This window comes from Burkholderia sp. PAMC 26561 (genome assembly GCF_001557535.2).
Taxonomy (GTDB): Bacteria; Pseudomonadota; Gammaproteobacteria; order Burkholderiales; family Burkholderiaceae; genus Caballeronia.
In genome coordinates this window covers 226,731-249,326 of sequence record NZ_CP014310.1, presented here as the reverse complement: position 1 = coordinate 249,326, position 22,596 = coordinate 226,731, and the positions used below count along the sequence as shown (strand labels likewise).

Genomic DNA, 22,596 nt, shown 5'->3' with positions numbered 1-22,596 from the left:
CGGTACACTTTGTCGGTGCAACTTAGTGGTGCTGAACTAGCAATCGGGGACCGACAACTCGCTTCAGGCCCACCATAAGGTTGCGAGGAGCCTGCCCCATGCTTCTCGCCGACAGATATGGCACTAACCTAGAGCTACAAGCATTCGGAAGTTAATGACCCCCTCTAAGAAGAAATCGAAGCCGAAAGCGCCTCGCGGCGGCAGCGCGAAACGAGCGCCCGCGACGTTGCGATCGACGAGCGGAGCCGGGTTCGAGTTCGAGGACCTGATAAGCGCGTGGCAGTTGGTGAAGGCCCTGGCAGGTGAGCAGGCACCGGGTATCGGCGGCGTAGTCACGCAAGTCCAAGCCCAAGTCTCGACCTTGGGGTGGCACATCGACGACCTGCTGCTGACGGCCCAGGCCACCACCGCGCGGCGGCGGCTTGCGATCTCGGCGAAAGGCAATTTGCAGGTGACTGCGACCGGCCTCCCCGCTGACTTCGTGACGCGTGCTTGGGAACAGTGGCGTGCCCCCCAGGGGCCGTTCAATCGCGCGGCAGACGGGCTGGCCTTGGTCACGCTCGGCACCCATCAGGCGTTCGAGCCGGCGTGGCGCGAAGTGAAGAACGCGCGCAGCGGCACGGATACCGCGCTCGCTATGAGCCGCATCCGCAGCAACAAGAGGCAGTCGGTCATCTTCGACAGCGTCCAGAAGCCCGGCGGCGCGTCCGACGAGGAGGCCATAGAGCTCATTGGCCGTCTGCACGTGCTGCCGACCGACTTGCAGTTCGCGTACTCCGAGAACGAGACCCAGGCCATCGCGCAATGCCGTCGCTTGCTCGCGTCCGTCTGTGACGACGAAGCGCGGGCTCTTTGGAAGGGCCTCATCAACGTCGCGAAGGAGGTGCGCCTTCGCAGCGGGACCATCACCGTCCCGGACCTGTTGTCCTCGCTCCGGGGCCAGTTCGGCCTCCGCCATCATCCGGACTTCGAACGTGATTGGGAGACGCTCTTCAACATCACCGCGGACCACAAGGCTCGGATAGAAACGGAGTTACCGTCTGGCTACGCCGTCCCGCGGACAGCGGAGAAGGCATCGCTCCAGGCAGCGGTCGCCGACCACTCGGTCACGGTGGTTTTCGGGGAGTCGGGCTCAGGCAAGTCGGCGCTGGTCAAGTCGATGTTGGACGGCGCGTACCCGTCCTGGAACCAGGTGTGGTTCGGTCCGGAAGAACTGAAGACGGCGCTTAGCGCCGCGCGCCGCGGCGCCCTCCCTCTGACGCACGAACTCTCGCTGGTGCTGAACGTCACGGTGAAGCCGCAGAACGTGCTGGTCATCGACTCTGCGGAACGCATCGAGGCCGGCGAGTTCGTCGTCATCCGCCAACTGCTTCAAGCTATTTTGCCGAGTGACGGCGAAGAGATCGAGGGGGCGTGGCGGGTCGTCATCGTCACGCAGACGCAAAGTTGCGTCGAAGGCGAAGAGACGATACTCGGTGGGCGGAAAGCACATCTCGTCGAGGTCGAAACGCTCAAGAGCGATGCTGTGAAACTGGCGCTTCTGCCTTCTCCCACCTTGGGCTGGTTGGCCGCGCATGACGACACCATCGCGGCGGTGACGAACCTGCGGACACTGGCGTGGGTCATAAAGGCGGGTGCGGCGCTAGGGTCGAACGCCGGTGGACTGGCGTCTCACACCGCCATCGCCGACCGCCTATGGAAGTATTGGACGAAGGACCGCGCCGACGTGCAGGCTTTGATGATGCGCCTCGCCCAGCGAGAAGCATCGTTCGAGCGCAGCTTCGCGCTGACCGACTTAGCGCCGGCGGACACGGCGACGCTCACGCAGCGGCCCGACGAGCTTCCGCTGCGCCTGAACGAGCGAACCAACCGCATCGAGTTCGAGCACGATCTCGCGGCGGATTGGGCGCGCTTCCAGTTCCTGAAGCAGATTTGGACTGACACGCCGCAGTGGGCCGCCCTGGCCGGCAATCCGCTTTGGACGAACGCGCTCCGGATGCTGGGCCAGTTCTTGCTGCGACAGCCGGCCGAGACTGGCACGGCTTGGGACGTCGCCTTTGGACCCGCGGAAGCGGCGAATTACGAGCTGGCGGGCGATATCCTCCTTGACGCGCTCTGCCTGGACCCCGACGCCGAACGCTTCCTCACCGAACGCGTCGACTTCCTGCTCGGAAACGGCGCGAAACACTTCACGCGGCTGCTTCTTCGCTTCCACCACATCGCGACGGTGCCGACCGGCGGCGGAATGGGACTGAGCGCGCCGATCGGCTTGTACATGGAAGCGCAGTACCGCTCGATTGTCTTCGGCCGTTGGCCGCCCGTTCTCCGCTTCCTCATCGCGCAGCGGGAGCGACTGGCTGGACTGGTTTCAGCCGCTCTCGCGAAGGTCATTGAGACCTGGCTGACGAAGACGCCGCATACGCTGAGCAGCGGCAAACCGATGCCTTTCCGCGCGGAGATGGCGGAGATGGCGCTCGCCATGGCTCGGACCGTGCAGGTCGAGAAGGGCCACGGCGTGATGTACGTGACACGTGAGCCGTTGCTGTACACCGCATCACTGGCTGGCGCGGCCGACCTGCCGACCGAGGTCGGGAACTGGGCGCTCGAACTCGCGGGACGCCGACAGGTCGACGCTGACGTCAAACGGCGCATCGCCGAGGTTCAGCGACAGAAGGCGAAGGCGCACGCGGAGCGTCTGAAGACCGATGCCGAATACAAGGCGCGGCACAAAGAGCGGAAGCAGATGCCGCTCTCCCTCGGGTCGAGCCGCGAGCGATTGCCGCCTTGGCGGCTAGGGGCCAGCGACAAGGTCGACGTGGATTTCCGGACCGCCTGCATCAAGGAAAACGGTATCCAGTTTCTGATGCGTGCGCAGCCTGAGCTCGCGGCCGAAGTCCTGCTCGCGCTCATCATCGAAGACCAGCCGGAACGGGAGTACGGGGCCATGCGGTTCGAAATGGACCTCGGCCTCGATTACCCCCGGGACGCGTACCCGACAGCCTTCTGGAAGAGCCCGTTCTTCCCATTCTTCCAGTTGGCCCCGGAAATGGCGCTCACTTCGCTCATCGCGCTGGTGAACTTTTGCACGGAGCGCTGGGTGAGCGAGGTCATGAACGGCCAACCCGGCGGGGCTCCCCGGGTTACGCTGCAATTTGCGGACGGGTCGGAGAAGACCTTCCCTGGCTGGTGGCAGGTATTCGATTGGCCGCAGTCCAATGAGATGCGCAACGGAAACCTGTTCTGCGCGCTCGATGCATTGGAGCGCTGGCTTACGCTGCGGCTCGACGCGGGTGAGGACATCACCGCTGATATCGAGAGAATACTCCGGGATGGAAACTCTGCGACGCTCGTCAGCGTCCTCCTCAACGTCGCCAAGTACCGGCCGTCGCTGCTGACGGGGCTCCTGGCGGCCCTGATTACTTTCCCGAACCTGTTTTATTGGGACAGCGTTCGCGTGAAGCAGGTTGGCTACAACTTTATCGGGTGGAGCTGGCTCCAAGGCGGCCAGATGATGTTCGACTTCGCGCGTGATTGGACCCTCGCGCCCCATCGCCAGCAGAAGTTCCTTGATGTCGTTGTCGAACTCCTGTTGGCCGACGGCGACGTTGCGCGGCGTCTTCAGGCGTTGTTGCGGACTTGGGCGCTGCCTGAAGATCCGAAGGAGGCGTTGGAGTTCAAGCTTCTCTTCGCCGCGCTCGACCGGGCCAACTATCAGACCGTCACCGACCCGGCGACGGGCGCGGAAACCAAGGTCCTCGTGTATCCGGACGAACTCCGCCGCGAGGTGTTGTCGTGGCAGACCGACAGCGCGCCAACCCTCACGTACCTTCTCGTGCCGGACCGGTGCGAACGGAGGCTTCGGGGCGGCCCACCGCTCGCCGAAGATGAGGCCTCGGACCTCTTCAATCTGCTCCAAGAGTGTGACGCCGGACCGGAGGGCGAAGATGAGGACGCGAAATCGAAATGCCGTTTCGCTGCAGCCAGCACGCTCGTCGCATTGGGCGGCGCTTGGCTCGCCCAGAACCCCGAAGCGCGGAAGCACGCGCTCGAAGTCGTGCGCGCCGGTGTGGCTGCGGTCGCGTCGACGGGAGAAGAGATTCGCCGGCGGCGCATGGGGAGCCTTCGCGTCGAGCTGAAGTTCGCCGCCTACGCGGTCATGCACCTGTGGCTCGCCGATGGTAGTGGCGTTCAGGAATGGGAGACCGCCGTCCTGCGCATTCTGACTAGCGGCGACACGCGAGCAACCGCCGCTGTGGTCCGCGTCGCCTACGCCAACCGAGAGCAGCTTGGCCCCGCGTGGTGGCGGCTGCTCCGCGCCGGGCTCTTCTGGTCTGGCCTCATCCTGCTCGCTCCGCACCACGGCGATGGCGACGATGCGGAGCGCTCTTGGAGTGTGTGGCTCGCGCGGCTGCGGCGCTTTCCACTCCGCGGACCGAACGCGACGCCGGATGAGCTCGATTTCAAGCGTATCGTCGCGGGCATAGAACGTTTGGACTTCCAGCGCCGCACGCGGCTCTACAATGCCGGCGACCAGACTTGGCGCGGAAAGCCAAAGCGCGAACGAGGCGGTTCGCTAGACGGTCACATTCTCGAAGTCCTGTTTAACTGGCTCATCGAAGGCGGTGGCAGTGGCGACCGCGATCTGGACACGCGCTTGGCGCTGCGCATCTGGGATTATGACGCCACACGCGCCAAGGCGCGCGAGAAGAAGCATGGCGAGTACGATTTGCCGAGCCAGAACCTCGGCTACGACATCCTTCTGAAGCTCGGAGTCCTGTCGATCGTGGCGCCCGCAGGGGAAGAGCGCGCGGTTTGGGAACCTGTTCTCGCCCACGGTCCGGCCGCACACAACGCGCTGCAGCACTTCATTCACAGCTTGTTTCTGCGCCTCGGGAAAGGTGACGACCCTGTGGCATTCGAGCGCGTCTGGCGGGCTACCGCGGAGTACGGCCTCGCAGCCGATTGGTCTCAACCTGGCCTCTGGTTCTACGGCGAGCGCCTGATTTGCGATTTGCTTGGCTTCGGGAACGAAGACGCCTTGTCCCGGCTGAACCCGGGCGCGGCTCTGCGGATGAAGGAACTCTACAAACGCTGGGCCGCTGTGCACCTGGCTCGCGACGAAGAATGCGTCACCCGTTTCTGCCACTTTCTGACGACAAAGTTCGGAGCCCCACTTCGACTTGACGGACTTCGCTGGCTCGCCGCCATGCTGAAGGAACACGAGTCCTCTAGTCGCTGGCACCGTGAAGGTACGGGCGACGCATTGGTGGCGCTGGTGGCGGCGGCATTGAGTTCCGACGCGCAGGCCCTGTCGCAACACCCTCAGGCGCGACAGGCGCTTGTCGAGATAGCTGCTGCACTTGCAGCTATGAATATCCCAACCGCCCTGGCTCTCCAAGAGCGCATTAAGCAGTTGCGATAGCGGTCGAGAATAGGTATCACCTGGTCGGAGTGACGAAAGTTCGTTCGCCGCTCCAATTTCAATGTCTGCCATTGGCCGACCTGTACCCGACGCGGCGGACCGTCATCGACCCACATCGGTCCTTCATATTTCTCGATAACGGCCATCCCCGACAGTGATATCTCAGATCTTGCGATGCCTTCAGAAAGGGAAGGATTTGCCGTTAAGCGGTATGCACAACACCGAAAATCTACGTTTGGATAATGACAAATTTCCGTGACCCCATGGTTCGTTCGGGTAGAGGAACCCGGCTTTTAGCGCTGCGAATATATGTACGCGAAGCGTTAGGCACAGGGGCAAGACCACTCGGAGTGGTGGCTGCCCTTTTAGTAGCACTCGCGCTGTTTCTAACGACGTGGCACCATGCGATAGTTCCGGCATTCAAGGTGAACGTGACGTCGCCGATCCCACCGATACGTCAAGCAGTTGTGACTATCGATAAACTCTCGTGGCTTAGGCCTGGCCCCAAAGGCGGCTTCTTAATGAAGCAGTCATTCGTATTTCGCGTCGAAGGGCAAGACGTAGAATATCCCGCGAGTTTTCATGCGAATCCAGGCGAATCAATAAAGGTTTTTTACGTGGTTGACCGGCAAGGAAGGATTTTCGTAAAAGGTATAGCCCAAGTAGATTAGCTAATTTTAGAAACGATTTTCCATCGACTGTCAACGATCTAAGTCACGGTATTGAAGGACCGCTCGTGGCCGGTTGAAGACTTTTACCCGTTTAAGGCGCGCCCGTGAATTGATGATCGCCATCTGACGCTTCGTAGGAGTTTTCGTTCTATCTTACCCATCCGCTGGCACCATTCGATCGCTTTATTTCGTAGCTTGTGGCACAGCATGAACGCTTGCCATCCGTTCTGGTTTGCCTTCAAACTCCGTATATTGGATCTCGACAGAGTCCCCGACCTTTACTGGCAAAGTGCTTAAACCACCGACGTAGCCGTGAGTGACCTGAACCGAAATTGATTGGCTCTGGCCACCGTATTTTCTGAAATTCCGGGTCACTGAGACCACCTGCCCAATCTCAGTGACCGTAGGCTGCGTCTCCCGATTGCGCGTCACTTGACCAGGAAGAATCAAACTTGCGTAAGCAAAAAAAGCCAAAGTGGCCACGACTAAGAAGACCGCGCACTTGTTCCGCCGCAATACGCCAAGATAGATACTCAAAATAGAGAACCGAATTTGCTTGCTCATTTGCTTTGGACCGAAGACGTCGACTTATCGGATAACGGTCCACGGGGCCCGAACTTTAATCTTACGGTCGGTTTGTAAAAACCGACCTCGGCGACACGGGCGTGATTGTCGACGGTTCAACCCACTCCGTCGAATAACGCTTCTCGGCCGGCAATGGCGCTTTTCCTCGTTTTGGCCGGAGATGGTGGGGATTATTGCCTTGTGGCGGAACCGAAGAAGCTTTCCCAACCGCCATCTTCAATATCCAGAAGCATTGCGATAGAGGCACGGACTTCGTTCATACGCCTCTCGACATCCAGGCGCGACGAAAACTCGCGCGCACCCAATTGCGTTGTCTGAACCTCAATAGCTCCGGATGAGCCGTCAGGACCGAGTTCTAAGAACGCCTTTCCCCCTGACCATCGTGAGCGAACCCAACGGACTGTTTCGATATTGATAGGCGTGGCCCGAACTCGTGCATCAACAATCCATCTTTCGGTATTCATTGATCGAGGACTGCCAGAGAAAACACATACTTCTCTCGATAGAAGACCCAGCAAGCCCAACACGCCATAGAGGGCTGCGGCAATCGTTGGGCCAGTACCGGACAAGATTTGATGCCGTCGTAATTCAGCAATCAGCAAAAAGCCCAACAGAAATAGGCAAAGTTTCGGCATCATTGTTCCTGTTCTGCGTTCCACAGTAATCAACTTGTATTCCATCTCTCGTACGAGTCATTGAAGGCTTGATATTGTCGGCAAATGGTAGTTGCAGTCGGATTGTCAATGATTCTCATCGTACAGTTGAGCGACCGCTTGTAGCCGTTAGTGTCCATCGGCGGTACCGCTATGATGGCCGCCGCTGCCACCATGGCCGCCTCCTCCGCAATGCTCCATACCGCCGGGACCGCACACGTCGTGAAAAGTGAAATCTACATTGCCATTAAAGCAAGCGGCGGCGATCTCAGACCGTACAGCAGCATATTTCTCCCGGAAGCCCACCTGAGCTTGGAATGCCTCGAAACCGCTTTGGTCGGCGAACACAGCAATGGCGTATGACATATAAGCTCGACTGAGCCCGTTTCGTTCTACCGTTTTCTGCACTTGAGCTGGCGTATAAGGAACGCCAGGAGACGCGAGACCATAGTCGCTTTGCAATAACCCGGGCAAACGGGCTAAGTATCTTCGAATTGCCCGTCTTTTAAAGATTCGTTCGCACATCGCAAGCCTTCACATAGAAAAACGCTGGGTATGGAATGTCAACCATGACACCACTGACGAACGCGAAAAGGCACCTCGCCCGTAAGAAAGAGTCTGTCGACACTGCATAACGGCGCTCAGCCAAAATTCTTGAGGCGCGGCTTAGCGCCGCTGCAATGTCGAAGATTTTACTGTTATTAACGAATGTCGATTCTGGCCGACGGCACCTATGGAAAATTTCTCATTACCGTACCAAGCGACACCCATTGCTGCGGAAGCTCCATAATTTTGTCCCCGGCAGAATGGTAAATTTCAACCTCGTGGCAAATTTCGTTCAAAACGTGCAAAAGAACCGCGATCGGATAATCGCTGCAACCAACATATCCCGCGAGGCCCGCAGGCACCCGACTCGAAACTACGGCGGGAACTCGATTCAGCACATGAAGTGCAAAGCTTCCATCGCTATCGAGCGTATCGACGCTTACCAAGCAGTCCTTTAGTTGAAGTCGCACCGCTTCGCAGCCTTCGAATTCCTCCATCATCAATCGATTCAGAAGTTCCCTTTGCCAAGCTTCGGCCTGCTTAAATTCTGAATTCATTGCACGGTATATAGGTGGATGGACTGTTGCGAGAGTCTTCGCTTCCATTGTCGCGGATTTAGATGCCGTCGTCGAATGACCGCTCATGGCCGAACGCGGTCAGACGCTGCACAATCGGAGTGTTTCTCAATTGAGGTCCGCGCGGGTGCTGAGGTCGACCGGTCGCGCTCTGTCATACCTCGCTCCTTTTAAGCAGGTAATCGAGACCGCCGACCCGGAACCAGCGATAGCCATAAGGCTCGAGCACCATCGTATGGCTTCCGCGATCATCTGGTGTACTGTGTTCGTCGGAGAGCAGATTCACCAACGTAGTTTCGTCCGCGTTCGAGCCGAACTTAAATTTGATCGTGCAGGCTGCGCCACCAAAGTTATGAAGGCACAGGACGGCGTTATTGCGCCACTCATAGCGTATGCCGAGAACCTCCGTTCTCGCAATTCGCAGTATTGAAAAGTCGCCCCAGCTTATTTCCGGTAACTCGCGACGCATACGGATCAGGCGCTCCATCCAGTTAAGAAGGGAGTTCGGGTCGCGCCGCTGGCTCGCGACATTTACGCGCTCGAAACCGTATGGGCCACCCGATATCACACGCGAAACCGGCTTACTACTTTTCGTGAAGCCACCTTGCGGTTCGCCTGACCATTGCATGGGTGTACGCGCGCATTCGCGCTCGGGCAAACGCAAATCGTCGCCCATGCCGATTTCGTCACCGTAACGGATCACCGGTGTTCCTGGGGACGTTAGCATGAGGCTATACGCTAGTTCCAAACGCCGGCGATCGCCGTCTAGCATCGGGGCAAGCCGCCGCCGGATGCCTCGGTCGTAGAGCTGCATGTTGGGATTCGGTCCGAATGCATCGAACACGGCGTGACGTTGATCGGGCGTCAGACGTCCAAGATCAAGCTCGTCGTGATTGCGCAGAAAGACGCCCCATTGAGCGGTTGCGGGACGGGGCCGGGTCGCCAACAGCGCCTTCTTAAGTGGTCCGGTATCGGCGCTTGCAAGCGCATAAAAGGTGGTCTGATTGACCTGGAAATTAAACATCATCTGCAGACGATCACCATCGTCGCCAAAATAACCGAAGTCGGTATCTGGAAGAACGTTGGCTTCGGCAAGAATGATCGCGTCGCCTTTGCGCCATTGCAGGAACTCTCGAAACGTACGAAGCATGCCGTACTGCTCGACCGGCTGGCGCACGGTCGCCCCTTTAGTGGCGATGACAAAGGGCACGGCGTCCATCCGGAAACCTGACACGCCCAGTTGAATCCAGAAACCCATGATCTTCAGGAGTTCCGCCTGAACGTGAGGGTTCGCGGTGTTCAGGTCCGGCTGGAAGTCGTAGAAGCGATGAAAATACCAGAGCCTTGCTTCTTTGTCGTAAGTCCAAGTCGACTTCTGGACGCCAGGGAAGACCACGCCGTCTTGGGCGTTAGTTGGCTTCTTCTTCGACCAGACATACCAGTCCCGATACTTCGATGCGGGATTGCGCCGAGCGTCCTGGAACCATTCGTGCTGATTCGACGTGTGGTTCACGACGAGATCGATCATTACGCGCAGACCGCGTTGCCGGCACGCATGTGTGAACTCGGCGAAATCGCCGAGCGTCCCGTAGCGCGGATCGACGTTGTAGTAGTCGGCGATGTCGTAGCCATTGTCGCGGCATGGTGAAGGCTGGAACGGCATGAGCCAGACGGTCGTCACGCCCAGGCCCTGCAGGTAGTCGAGCCTGCGGATCAGGCCCTGCAAGTCCCCGATGCCGTCGCCGTTTGCATCCATAAAAGTGCCAACGGACAAACAATACACAATCGCGTTCTTGTACCAGAGGTCGTTTACCATGCGCGGTGGTATCTATTATTTATAAAGTGTTGAGGGGGCGAAATGGCCGCATTGGCTTGGTGGCAAAGGGGTGTCATCTATCAAGTGTATCCGCGATCCTTTCAGGACGACAACGGGGACGGTGTCGGCGATCTGGCTGGTATTACACGGCGGCTGCCTTATCTCGCGCAGCTCGGCATCGAAGTTGTCTGGATCTCGCCGATCTATCCATCGCCAATGGCCGACTTTGGCTATGACGTGTCGAACTACTGCGACGTCGATCCGCTGTTTGGCTCGCTCGACGACGTCGATATTTTGATTGCGCGAGCGCATGCGCTAGGACTCAAAGTTCTGCTCGACTATGTGCCGAATCACACCTCGACGCAGCATCCGTGGTTCATAGAAAGCAGGTCATCGCGCGACAATCCTAAGCGCGACTGGTACCTGTGGCGCGATCCGGCACCGGACGGCGGACCGCCAAACAACTGGTTGAGCCGAATGGGCGGCAGCGCGTGGCAACCTGATCTTGCCACGGGTCAATCGTATTACCACGCGTTTCTCAAGGAGCAGCCAGACCTCAACTGGCGCAACCCCGACGTCCGGGAGGCCATGCTTGCCGTGCTGCGGTTCTGGCTTGACCGGGGCATCGATGGATTCCGTGTCGATGTCCTCTGGCTGTTGATCAAGGACGCAGCCTTTCGCGATAACCCGCCCAACCCGGACTACAAGGGGGGAACCCGGGCATCACGCGCTGCTGCAGACCTACACCGAAGACCAACCGGAGGTACACGATATCGTCCGGTCGATGCGTGACACGCTCAATCGCTACGGCGAGCGGCTACTGATCGGTGAGATCTATCTCCCTGTCGAGCAGCTCGTCACTTATTACGGACATGACGGCGATGGTGCGAACATGCCTTTTAACTTCGCCCTGATCACTGCACCGTGGAACGCTTCAGGAATCGCTGCCTACATCCGAGATTACGAGCGGGCACTGCCTGCCGGCGCGTGGCCGAACTGGGTGCTCGGCAATCACGACAACCCGCGTGTAGCGACCCGTATCGGCCGGGAACAGGCACGCGCGGCGGCGGTTCTCCTGCTCACGTTGCGGGGTACGCCGACAATTTATTACGGGGATGAGCTCGGCATGGTGGACGGCGTGATCCCCTCCGATGCCGTACAGGATCCGGCAGAGCTGAGGCAGCCGGGCATTGGCCAAGGGCGCGATCCCGAACGTACGCCGATGCGCTGGGACGCGTCCGCAAACGCTGGATTCACGAACAGCGCGCCCTGGCTGCCGATCGGTGACGTGGGATCGATCAACGAAGCGTCGGAGAGTTTGGACGATGCGTCAATGCTTTCTCTTTATCGGCGGCTGCTTGCATTCCGACGTGCGCACCCGGCCCTCGTGGCGGGAACCATCGACCGCGTTCAGGCGCTGGGCGACGTCCTCACCTATGAGCGATGTCTCGGTGAGGATCTTTTGTATGTCGCGCTGAACCTGGGAAATAGTGAGTCCCGGATCCCCATTCCGTCTGGTGCGATTCTGCTATGCACCGATCCTTCGTGCGACGGAACGGTAGTGCGTCAAGACTATGCACTGCGCGCCGGCGAAGCCATCATCGTGCGCGCAGACAACCAGGGACGCGAGCATTAATTGGCATAGCACCGGCCTTCTTTGTCGAGTGTCGACGTCAGCAGGAAAATCTCTGTGGATAAATGAGTAAGTGATCGACGCAAGAAAAATTGTTATTGCGTGACCCAAAGCCGATGCTTCACGCCAAGGCGCGCGGCAACTCGCTTGTCCGATCCCGTGCAATAGTTCACGAAGAGCTTTGAGGACTAGCCAATCTCGACTTGCACCGGGATGCCTTGGTTCCAACGTCCAGACGATGTGCCCGTCAAGTCTGAAAACGTCTAAGCGGGCGCGCCAGAAAGCGCCGGCGGGAAAGAGTAATGGCCATCGACTTCATAGTTATGAAAACACGAGGACTTCCCCTGCAAGCCAACAAATTTTGTGTTGGTCCAATTGCCGAAAACCAGCGTTTCGAACCGCTCCGGATTTCGAAGGCGGCTCCGGTCTGTAAGAAAACGGAGCCATGAACAAGTCGCACAAGGTTTCACAGGAGTCCCGCGAGCGCGCCGTTCGCATGGTGCAGGAGGACCGCGGAGAGTAACCGTCGCTTTGGAGTGGAGTCAATTGCACCTCAGATCGGCTGCGTGCCGCAAATCCTGTTGGTATGGGTCAAGCGCGAGGAGGTTGAAACGGGGCGCCTGAAGGCGTGACCACGACCGAGACCCAGCGCGTCAGAGACCTGGAGCGCGAGGGCAACGAGTTGCGGCAGGCAAACGAGATCCCGAAGTTGGCGAGCGCTTTTTTTGCGCAGGCGCAATTCGACCGCCGACTCAAATGATAAGGGTTTTCGTTGACGCGCAGCGCAGAGCGTTGAAACGCTTTCTTGTGGCGCCCGGCCTACCCGTCTCGCCCGAGCACGGACGCCTGGAACCGAGAGACCGGAGTTCCGTATCGGTAATCCGGTGCTCGAGATGACAGGCGAGTGTCATCCATGCTCGCGCCTCGAGGAAACACTTGGCGTAGGCGGGTACCACGCGACGCGAGGTTTCGGTGGCATCACGACGAAGGTACTCAGGCGAGGCCGCATAGACTTAGGCGACGCCATCCTGCGCATCGACGAGTGATTCCCCTGCGGCTTGCTTAGGAGCGTCGCACTCGCCCTCATCGATCTGTACGCCCGCAATTGCAAAAGGAATAGGCAATTTTTGATTTGCTGACAGCCTTAGCAACCCGCGACGGGAAAGCCCTTCTCCGCCTCTCTCTCGTCTAGCCCAATCACATTGCCTGGTCTTTGATGACAAATCGCCGCTGTTGGCACGCCCCTGGTTCTGTCACGATAAAACCGTTCGACCAGACCGTTAGTAGATTTTTAGCCCGGCTTTGCGCGCCCGATTTTTCTAACCGACCGTAAGCGACCCTCAGGCGACATTCACAGTCCTCGGAAGCGGTCACTGGCAACCGAAACACTGCCTTTAATGTATGGCCGCCGGTCTAACGTTCTCTAGCCCTTTTGCCCCTATGCATCTGAGGAATAGTGAACCAGGTCTCTTGATTGACTCGGCGGGAAAATGGTAGCGCAAGCTCAGATTGGAAAACTCAAAGTTGTAGTCAATCGAAAATTGCCCATCGATCAAACGTTCTGCAACGCGAGTTGCACTTGTTCCTGAAAATTGCCCCCTTACTGCCATATGATCGTCGCCTGTTGGCAGAACACCATAGCCGTCGGCGCCACTAACATCGGCTGAAGTTAGGATCAGCCGTTGAGAGGTGGCCAATGGTTCGGCGACCCAAAAACGACTTGACATGCTGGCGCAATTCGGGAGCCCTTGTTTTCCTTGGACGCATTGATCGCTAGGAGCATCAATTTCAATCCCAAGCTTCTTGAACCTCCCCTGGTGGTCTACGGCCATCATCAACCGGCATACGTCGCCGCTTCTGCGGATGTCCTTAGAAAACGATGCGGCTACATCAGCATCGAGGATCTCATGAACGTTTTCATGAGCTAATCTGGCTGTAGCTTCATTAGCCGATATGACAGGGTGCGGGTCCAAAGAAACGTGCACCCCTTTTAGCTCTCTTATAGTATCGGGCCGATCGCCTGTGCGAAAGTTTGGGCTGAGAATCAGGAGGTGCGTATCATCAAGCCATCGAAAAAGAATGCTCGGATCGGGCTCAGCAAGATCAATTTCAGTCTTCGAACCTCCATTGCGTTTTTCCACGACGATAAGTCCCGTCGCGCAACTTCCACTGCAACCATCGACCATAAAGTTTTTAGCGACTAGCTGACCGTTCGGCGATCTGTCGGAGCTAAAAAGTTCTTCAACCGGCGATAGGAACGTGGAGTAACCCACAGCCAGAAGAAAAACTACAACAAGAACGGTCACTATTTTTGTCACTGAGTTTTTTGCGCTTTTAACCATTGCCCTTAAAAACAGTAAAATATGTGGCGCGTTCATCGAGAGGTCTCTTGGATGTCGTTGACCTTGTCGCAGGCGGCAATTACCGATTGAAATTACGTAGCTCCGGTAACAACAGTTACTTATAAAGTGGCAACTGCGGCAACGACTGAAATAATAGCGTGTTCGTTCGCCCCGACATATACGAGTTGTTGATCGTCATTTGCTTGATCTTACCGGACAACCCCGGCTACGAATTCGTTGGATTGTCAGCAAATGAAGTCCTTTGTCGAACGTCTCGAAGTGGCCGGACGGTGCCCGTCGCTATTTCGGGCCCGCGAATCGCCGTGCCAAGAAGCGATTGTGATCGTCAAGCCATGTGCCGGTTGCGGGGATCGTGAAAGAAATGTCCTTCAACTCCCGGTGTACCCGGGTACTCGCACAATTGGATGTCGCGCTCTGCCTTTTTCGCCGCTTCGTATATGTAACGGCTGACTTCGACTGGCACTAGCGAGTCGGTGGGAAGTGCTGAACGAGCAACGGACCTTTCACGTGCGCCGCAGCTTTTTGAAGTATGTTCAAGCCGACGTCAGCGCGCTGGTACCAAGGCCCGTACCCTGGATTATCGTCGCCGCATAACGTTGTCTTGCTGACGCCAACAGGGCAACAACTCCGCCGTGGGAAATTCCTGTCATCGCGAGTCTGTCTTTATCAACGTCATCGCGACTAAGCAACCAAGTTACAGCGGCCTCTACATCCTCGCTACGACCTGCGAGGAAATCCATGACGCCTGTTGGACTATATAAAACATCAGATAAACGAGGTCCATCCGACCCGGCATAGCCACGCCCTTCGGGAATAAGGATTGGGTAACCAGATTGTTCCGCCCATGACTTCCAGTGCCAGCCGTCACCGACAATCTGCGGCTCTTCGCAGTGGTCCTCAAGTTTGTCGTCTTCGTTATACCAAACTTGAGATCCGTGATTCCACACGACCGCTGGGAACGGTCCGCTACCGGCGGGGCGCACTAACCAGAGACGGTGGCGGCCCTCAGTGACGTTGATCCAATGTTCCTCAATCACAGCTGATGGCTTGTTCAACGATCGACTCCGCTATTGTAAGGATTATGCCTACCTAGGTCCGTTGAGTCTCCGATCGGCGTTAGAGTATTGCATGTCAGCGTCACGTGGATGTCTGGGGAATCTGCTCATTCGAAACCCGTAAAATCGTCGACGATCCAACCGGCAATGTCGAAGGTCTGCTTCTGTTTAGGGTTGTAGGACGCCTGCCCTGATCCGCGTGCAAGCGAACTCGCGCAGAAGCCGGCGGGCAGGCGTCCTACAAGCCCCAAGGGAGGAAACCGCGGAGTGCTCCGATGTGATCGAAACGTTCACTGCTATGGCGATTTATCAGGGCGGATCGTGCGTGGGATAGATTGAAACGCGGATGACGGTGAACCGAAATCGGCAAGATCGTGGCAGCGACAGTGCAGCGTATTGCTATGCGGAGGGTTTGACGAGCGCCAAACTGCTCGTTTGGTGCGATGCGCGCAAGCGTCTCCTATAGGCTCTCGTTGGCGAAGAGCCGACAGTCGATCGGTGCGCGCTGACATGATGGCGCTCATGCGTAGGCTCGCTCAACCGGTGGCGCCCGGATAGGTCTGCTACGTTGCAGTATGTCGATGATGATCATCGGCGAACCGCAGTGCCGGCAAACAAAGGTTGACGGTACTGCGGCTGTGGCTACGACGTCGGCATTGGTTTCGATAAGGGCAGGCACTACGCCAAGCAACTCGCGTATCTTCGCGAGATTCTCGCGCCGCGAAGGGTTCGCGAGCAGACCGTAATGACGGATGCGGTGGAAGCCGCCCGGCAGCACGTGCAGCAGGAACCGTCGCACGAACTCATCGGCTTCGAGTGTCATGGTCTTGTTGCGTGTGCGTCCATTCACACGGTAGTCCTTCCAACGGAAGGTGACTCCGCGTTCGTCGAGCGCGACCAGGCGTTGGTTGGAGATCGCGACCCGGTGCGTGTAACGCGACAGATAGGCGAGCACTGCTTTGGGTCCCGCAAATGGGCGTTTGGCATACACCACCCATTCACATGCTCTCATCGGCGCAAGCCATTGTGCCCCCTGCGTCACAATAGTTGTCGCCTCTGAATTTTCTTAGTGAAGAGATCAGAGGTGGTAGATTGAAGACGAAACAAACGTATTCAGCCGAGTTTAAAGAGCAGGCGCTTGCGAAGGTCCTAAACCGCGGAAGCCGTACAGTCGGATCCGTGGCCGACGAATTGAACATGAATGCACTGACCTTAAGGAAGTGGATGAGAGGTAGCGCCACGGCAGGTCGGAGCTTGGACTCCGGACACGCAAAACGTCCAGAAGACTGGTCGCCGGAAGAGCGACTGGTGGCTTTGCATGAGAGCCATGGGTTGGTCGATGAAGCCCTGAACGCGTGGTGTCGCGAGCGGGGTTTGTTTGCCCATCATCTTGCGCAGTGGGGTGCGGATTTTTGCGTCGCCGGCAGGGCTGGCCATCGCCAAGAGAGCGCTCAGGAGATCCGTGAACTGAAGCAGGCCAATATGCAACTTCAGCGCGAATTGAACCGTAAGGAGAAGGCCTTGGCTGAAGCGGCAGCGCTGTTGGTGCTGCAAAAAAAGTATCGTGCGTTGTTCGAGGACGAGGCGTCATGACCGCCCTTGAAGATCGCAAAACAGTGATCCGTTTGATCGGCGAGGCCACCTCGGCCGGGGCTCGGCAAGCACCTGCGTGTAGCATACTGGGATTGAGCGAGCGTACTGTGCAACGTTGGCTGTGCGGTGAACCTGACTCGCTCGATGGGCGCTCGACGCGACACTATGAACCGTCCCATAAGCTTTCTGCTGATGAACGCGCGGAACTGCTGGCCGTGGCGAACTCTGCCGAATTCGGGCATCTGCCGCCCAGTCAAATCGTTCCCCGGCTGGCCGATCAGCAACGCTACATTGCCTCGGAATCAACCTTCTACCGCGTCCTGCGAGACGAGAACCAACTCGCTCACCGGCGCAGCGAGCGGGCGCCCCGCTCGTGCCGCAAGCCACGCGCTGTCATGGCCGATGCGCCGAACCAGCTTTACAGCTGGGATATCACTTACCTGCCTTCAGCGATTCGCGGGCAGTACTTTTATCTCTATCTATTTATGGACGTGTTCAGCCGCATGATCGTCGGCTGGCAGGTCTATGCCGAGGAGAGCGGTGCCCAGGCAAGCGAGGTCCTCAAGGATCTCTGCGCGCGTGAGGCGATACAGCCAGATCAAGTCATTCTGCATTCCGACAATGGTGGCCCGATGAAGGGCGCCACGATGCTGGCTACCTTGCAGTCCCTGGGCGTCATGCCGTCATTGAGTCGCCCGGGAGTCAGCAACGACAATCCTTATTCAGAATCGCTGTTCAAAACGCTGAAATACCGTCCGGCCTATCCGCTCAAACCGTTCGACACATTATGCGCCGCGCGCGATTGGGTCACCGAACTGGTGCGCTGGTACAACCATGAGCATCGCCACAGCGCGATTCGCTTCGTCACGCCAGCCCAGCGTCACCGAAATCTCGACCAAGACATCTTGAATCGTCGTGCAACCCTCTACGAGAGCGCTCGACAAAATAATCCGCTGCGATGGAAAAGCCAAACGCGCAACTGGCAACGCATTCATGTGGTCCATCTCAATCCGGATCGCGACGACAAAATCAGCGCCGTTTCGCAACCCCGTAACCAGGAGCTAAAAGCAGCTTAAATCTCATGCGTCGAGGCGACAACTAGCTTGAAAACTTCCGTTGTGTGAAGGCTGTGAAATCGTTGAGCTCGGCGTATTGGCCGAAGAAACGCAACTGACCCCGGCGACAGGTGGCCTCCAGCTCTTCGAGGAAGCGTCTGCAGAACAGGCGCGAGAGTACGCGCACTGGAAGGAAGAAACCTGGCTTGCAAGCTAGCCACCGGCTTCGGTCCGGCGACAACCCACCACCGGGAACGATGCCATGCACATGGGGATGATGCGTGAGCGCGGAGCCCCAGGTATGCAGGACGAGCGTGGCGCCAATCTGTGCCCCGAGATGCTTCGAATCGGCCGCGATAGTGCGCAACGTCTCGGCTGCGATATCGAACAGCAGCCCGTAGATGACGGCCTTGTTGTAATACGCAATCGCGCTGATCGCAGCCGGCAGCGTGAAGACGACGTGGTAGTACTCGACGGGCAGGAGATCTGCCTCACGCGCTTCAAGCCATCGGCGCGCAGCGGTAGCCTGGCACCTTGGACAATGTCTATTGCGACATGAGTTGTAGGCGATCACGACGTCGGCGCACCCTTCGCAGAGCAGCACGTGCCCTCCCAGCGCCGCGCTGCGGCACTGTTCGATCGCCGACATGACCTTCAGTTGTCCCAGGCTCAGGTTAGCGGATTGCCGCCACGTTGGGCCAAGAGAGCGAAAGACGTCGGCTACCTCGAGCGCGCGATGCACCACGAAGGCGACCTATTCGCGATTCAAACCCTCAAGAGGGCTGATCACCTCACGCAGAATATCGGTGGCGACCTGGGCATAAAGCGCTGTGGTCTCAAGCTTCTTGTGCCCAAGCATGACTTGAATCACGCGGATATCGACCTTCTGTTCCAGTAGATGAGTGGCAAAGCTATGGCGCAAAGTGTGCATGGACACGCGCTTGTCGATTCCGGCGGCCTCGGCGGCCGCATGGATCGCCCGGTTGAGTTGACGGGTGCTGAGAGATTCAATCGGGTTGAGCCCGGGAAAGAGCCAGCCGCCGTCGAGCATCTTGCCTTGGGCTCGAGCCACTCGCCACCAGACCCGCAGCCGCTCAAGCAGGATCGGCGAGAGCATGGCGTATCGATCCTTCTGACCTTTGCCCTGTTCAACGCGCAGCGTCATGCGCTGGCTGTCGATGTCACCGACCTTCAGGGCTGCCACTTCACTGGCGCGCAATCCGGTCCCATAAGCAACGGCGAGCGCCGTCTGATGCTTGAGATTACTGGCTGCTGCTATCAGTCGACCCACTTCATCGCGACTGAGGATGACGGGCAAAGTGCGCGGGAGATAAATCGGACGCATCTTGGCCATTAATGCTTCTTGACCGAGCGTGGTGCCGAAGAAGAACTTCAACCCGGTAATCGCGGCGTTTAGAGAGACTGGCGACACGCCGCGGTCAACTAGATGCAACTGGTAGCGTCGCAATTCCTCAACGGTCGCGGTGTCGGGCGAGCGTCCGAGGAAGACTGTGAACTCGCGTACGACGCGAAGGTAGTTGGATTGCGTGGTCGGCGCGAGGCGACGCATCCGCATGTCGTCCATCATGCGCTGGCGTAACGGGCTGATAACTTCGGTGGATGTCGTCATGGCTCGGCTCCTGTCGAGTAACGAGGCGGATCGCCTCATCAATCAACATAGGAAATCAAGCCGGGTCCTTCCGAAAAACCACATGCCTCAAACGGAGGGCCTACCGCGCGAGCGGTTTAGTCCTCTGGCCGGGTGCTGCCTTTCAGTGATCGGCAGCACCCGGGACCCACTATGGACTTCTAACATAAGCAAAAAGCGGACGCTCAATCGCGGTCATCAGCGCATGGGCAGTCTGCACGGTAAGCCATGACCTGCCGAGGAAAAATGCTCATCGCTGGTGATACGTCGACGATGTCAATCGAGAGCATTGTGCGAATCGTCCGTGAATATGCGATGCGGAAGCCTGACGCTGTACTCGTGAAGAACGCCCAGCGTGCCCTTGACTTCCACTATCGATGCCTCTGCGAGCAGTTGCAAACGACGCGACGGGAATAAGTCACCGATGCTGCGACGGAACTCGCGGTGATAAGCGTCAAGAGCTTCGCCAACTACGCGATTCGCCCGAGTCCATTGGTCTCCGACGAACCGAAGAATCCATCTATCGAAGTAGTCATCCGATACAGAGACCAATTGTCCGTTTGCATCGACAATACGAAGGATTGCATCCTCTTCCATGAGTCGCTCCCAATCTGCGAGCGATTCCTGAACCAGACGAGGGTCTGCAAAAGCTGGTTCGTTATTCCGCAATATCTCAGACAGTGTGCGAGGTAAGAAGCTACCGATGGACGTTGGGCTCGCCAACCCCGCTTGGTAGGAATCTTGAAACTTGATGTCTGTCACATCTATAAGCCGGAACGGACGTCCACCCGTGTTGACGATGAATGCTAGAAGCCCAGTCCGTTCCTGCGGAGAGGTTCGATTGACCCACACTATCGGCTCGACTTCAACAGAAGAAGCCATTGTCCAAAACCGAGCTTCAAGCCTAGAAATCGTGTCTTCGTGATCGTTCTTATCCTCGTCGTCAAAATTCTCTCGCCACCATTCCGCTCTACGTTTTGGATTGAGCGGGCCGAAGCTCAAGTCATCGAATAGCGTAAGAACCTCTGGTGACGGCCCGCTCTGAGAGAGTGCGTAACGCAGGCTACCGGCACCTGACGGACAAAAGAGGAAGTGAACAGGGCGCATGACGGGGTTACTGGAAAAGGTTACAACTACAGACCGACGCGCGAGTATGTCTTAGCGTGCATCAACTCGACGACCCATTACGGCTGTACACAGACGGTTTTACGATGGGGCTATCTTCACGATAAGAACTCGTCCATCAGTATCGACTGCGTAGGTCACCGTGACTTTGTCTCCGCGATGCACGGAACTAGGTACTGACCATTCAACCTGTACGCCTTCTATACGGAATGCTGCGAGTGGACTTATTCCAAAACCGCCTCGTGGACCGGGTCGAGCCCAACGAACGTCGTCAACCGTCGTTTGGATGGTTTTGTGAGGCATGTTCGCTGCGTTGTGTCGAATCGGCCAGCTCGGCATTGCGATGACGAAAGCTATCGCGCCAGCGATTGCGAACGGCGTTATAAGCAAGCAGAACACGTCCCGCGGCGCTCGTGGCCTCGATCCGAGAACTTCGAGCAGATAAATGTGCGCATCGAGCTTTCTTCTTTCCCAGAAATTAAACGTTACTTTTTTGTTGGACATGCCCCTACTCCAATGGCTCATAAAGCAATGTACCTGATAAGGTCAAACCTTTATAGGCGTGACTCCATGTAACCGCGGAGTGCTCCCCATGAAGGCGAGGAGCTGAGATTCCGGGCTAGAGATTCGGAACGTTGCCCAATTCCATCACGCCAGTTGAGACCGGTGGTCCAATGCTTTTACGGCGTCCGGCCCACTTTCTGAAGGTAATCGGAGTAGTCTTTTCGTTCGGTAATCGCGAGACCGCTGTAATTTCGTAGGCTGATTGCGAGCCCATCGTTTCTTGTCTAGCCAAACATCGAAGGGCGGCATCAGTGCCGGCGCCCCAAACAACGACATATAGGCCCGAGCGACGAGCTATCCGAATTTTTCTCCGTTGTCTGTGCTATCGGATTGTCGGCGATCTAGCTTTCAGCGTCGAGCGTCCGCTGGTGGTCGAAATCTGCCTCATGTAGCGCTTGTTTGATGGAAAAGTCGAAGCTTTACGAAACCTCCAAGAAAGCCGTTACGATAGCAGTCGCGACGAAGTGTGGTCTCGCTGCTATCTGACTGACCTGCTCTTCAGAAGGATCGCAAACATAGAAAGCTCTAGCAAGACCAGACATCTCAGATTAAATATGGAAATTTTCCGTCAGAATAAGCTTGCAATCGGCGTACTCTTAGCGTGCACATTTGGTGTTTTTTACTTGTTTATCCTGCTTCCGTCAGCAGTCACACGAGACTTGAAGGAAAGTCCTTCAGTGACAGAACACGGGATGATAATTTCCATTGTTCAAGGGCGCGGAACTCCGACAAATATTCGAATCACGGTGCAAATCGGCTTGGACTCGATAAATATACCATCGACATTGGACGTTAAGGTCGGGGACGTCGTCGAGGTTACACACCTTCGCGATTACCCGAGTAGAGTTATTAAAGTTTGGGTCGAAACGACTGAGTAACAAAAATATTTAACCCGTACAACGTTCGACAATATGGACCTTGCGCGACGCCGCTGCGATTGTCGGCGATCTTTGCGAGGGAGTTGGGTGTCTCAACCTTCCCGGTTTCTGCCTGACACCGACGGCTCCACACGGACCCTGAGCGAACTCTCGTATTCTTAAAAACGGTCGTTGCGCGAGCCCGCTTCAACCTCTGCCTGACGTTGATATAGAGTTGCTAGCACGTTCAAGCCATATATACGTTACGCAGAGCTGGCTAACCCGAAAGGTCACTGGCCTAGCTAACGATAAGGTAACTGAATGATTCGGCGACAACTAGAGGGCGAGGTTCGTTATCCCACTCATTGCATGCAAAACGCACCATTCCATCATTAATGGCGACTTCGCACGACAAGATCAAGCCGTCGTACGAAG

Annotated in this window: 13 protein-coding genes and 4 pseudogenes; 6 read left to right on the top strand and 11 right to left on the bottom strand. The window is 57.3% G+C overall.

Annotation, left to right across the window (positions count from 1 at the left end; genetic code table 11):
• The first annotated feature begins 154 nt into the window (after positions 1-154).
• Positions 155-5,422, top strand: coding sequence for a hypothetical protein (locus AXG89_RS43780; protein ID WP_062174535.1), 5,268 nt, complete (start codon positions 155-157; stop codon positions 5,420-5,422).
• 854 nt (positions 5,423-6,276) lie between these two features.
• Here the strand turns inward: AXG89_RS43780 and AXG89_RS31660 are convergent.
• From AXG89_RS31660 to AXG89_RS31645, 5 genes are all read right to left on the bottom strand, one after another.
• A complete protein-coding gene (locus tag AXG89_RS31660; RefSeq protein ID WP_062174533.1) occupies positions 6,277-6,657 on the bottom strand; it encodes a hypothetical protein in 381 nt (126 codons plus the stop codon).
• Positions 6,658-6,848: 191 nt separating this feature from the next.
• A complete protein-coding gene (locus AXG89_RS42530; RefSeq protein ID WP_162916174.1) occupies positions 6,849-7,358 on the bottom strand; it encodes a hypothetical protein in 510 nt (169 codons plus the stop codon).
• 102 nt (positions 7,359-7,460) lie between these two features.
• Entirely contained in the window at positions 7,461-7,856 is a 396-nt protein-coding gene (locus AXG89_RS44470) for a DUF6559 family protein (protein WP_335672007.1), read from the bottom strand.
• A gap of 206 nt (positions 7,857-8,062) precedes the next feature.
• A complete protein-coding gene (locus AXG89_RS31650; RefSeq protein WP_162916172.1) occupies positions 8,063-8,521 on the bottom strand; it encodes a hypothetical protein in 459 nt (152 codons plus the stop codon).
• 85 nt (positions 8,522-8,606) lie between these two features.
• Positions 8,607-10,268 (bottom strand): alpha-amylase family protein, encoded by a 1,662-nt coding sequence (locus AXG89_RS31645; RefSeq protein WP_062174528.1) that lies wholly within the window; start codon positions 10,266-10,268, stop codon positions 8,607-8,609.
• Between the two features lie 42 nt (positions 10,269-10,310).
• On the opposite strand from AXG89_RS31645, the pseudogene AXG89_RS31640 reads away from it, so the two are divergent.
• From AXG89_RS31640 to AXG89_RS43770, 3 genes and pseudogenes are all read left to right on the top strand, one after another.
• Positions 10,311-11,904: pseudogene (locus tag AXG89_RS31640) on the top strand (alpha-amylase family glycosyl hydrolase).
• 625 nt (positions 11,905-12,529) lie between these two features.
• Positions 12,530-12,661, top strand: a complete 132-nt coding sequence (locus tag AXG89_RS45075) for a hypothetical protein (RefSeq protein ID WP_442861780.1) — start codon at positions 12,530-12,532, stop codon at positions 12,659-12,661.
• 106 nt (positions 12,662-12,767) lie between these two features.
• Positions 12,768-12,947 (top strand): annotated as a pseudogene (locus AXG89_RS43770) (MOSC domain-containing protein); the annotation flags it as partial.
• Positions 12,948-13,295: 348 nt separating this feature from the next.
• Here AXG89_RS43770 and AXG89_RS31635 read toward each other — a convergent pair.
• From AXG89_RS31635 to AXG89_RS31625, 3 genes and pseudogenes are all read right to left on the bottom strand, one after another.
• Positions 13,296-14,279: a hypothetical protein gene (locus AXG89_RS31635; protein WP_162916171.1), complete on the bottom strand. Its 984-nt coding sequence runs from the start codon at positions 14,277-14,279 to the stop codon at positions 13,296-13,298.
• 518 nt (positions 14,280-14,797) lie between these two features.
• The gene (locus tag AXG89_RS31630) at positions 14,798-15,319 is read right to left on the bottom strand and encodes an alpha/beta hydrolase family protein (protein ID WP_082771680.1); all 522 of its coding nucleotides are present in this window, start codon (positions 15,317-15,319) and stop codon (positions 14,798-14,800) included.
• A 520-nt stretch (positions 15,320-15,839) separates the two neighbouring features.
• A pseudogene (locus tag AXG89_RS31625) lies at positions 15,840-16,349 on the bottom strand (IS91 family transposase); the annotation flags it as partial.
• Between the two features lie 62 nt (positions 16,350-16,411).
• On the opposite strand from AXG89_RS31625, the gene AXG89_RS45070 reads away from it, so the two are divergent.
• The gene (locus AXG89_RS45070) at positions 16,412-16,912 is read left to right on the top strand and encodes a transposase (RefSeq protein ID WP_062172171.1); all 501 of its coding nucleotides are present in this window, start codon (positions 16,412-16,414) and stop codon (positions 16,910-16,912) included.
• Positions 16,909-17,988 (top strand): IS3 family transposase, encoded by a 1,080-nt coding sequence (locus AXG89_RS31620; protein ID WP_062172173.1) that lies wholly within the window; start codon positions 16,909-16,911, stop codon positions 17,986-17,988. Before AXG89_RS45070 ends, AXG89_RS31620 begins: the two co-directional genes overlap by 4 nt.
• Positions 17,989-18,034: 46 nt before the next feature.
• On the opposite strand, the pseudogene AXG89_RS31615 reads toward AXG89_RS31620, so the two are convergent.
• From AXG89_RS31615 to AXG89_RS31605, 3 genes and pseudogenes are all read right to left on the bottom strand, one after another.
• Positions 18,035-18,712 (bottom strand): annotated as a pseudogene (locus AXG89_RS31615) (IS91 family transposase); the annotation flags it as partial.
• Between the two features lie 9 nt (positions 18,713-18,721).
• On the bottom strand, positions 18,722-19,597 hold the full coding sequence (locus tag AXG89_RS31610) for a tyrosine-type recombinase/integrase (protein WP_062174522.1): 876 nt from the start codon (positions 19,595-19,597) through the stop codon (positions 18,722-18,724).
• Between the two features lie 294 nt (positions 19,598-19,891).
• The gene (locus tag AXG89_RS31605; RefSeq protein ID WP_082771679.1) at positions 19,892-20,722 is read right to left on the bottom strand and encodes a DUF3658 domain-containing protein; all 831 of its coding nucleotides are present in this window, start codon (positions 20,720-20,722) and stop codon (positions 19,892-19,894) included.
• Between the last annotated feature and the right edge of the window lie 1,874 nt (positions 20,723-22,596).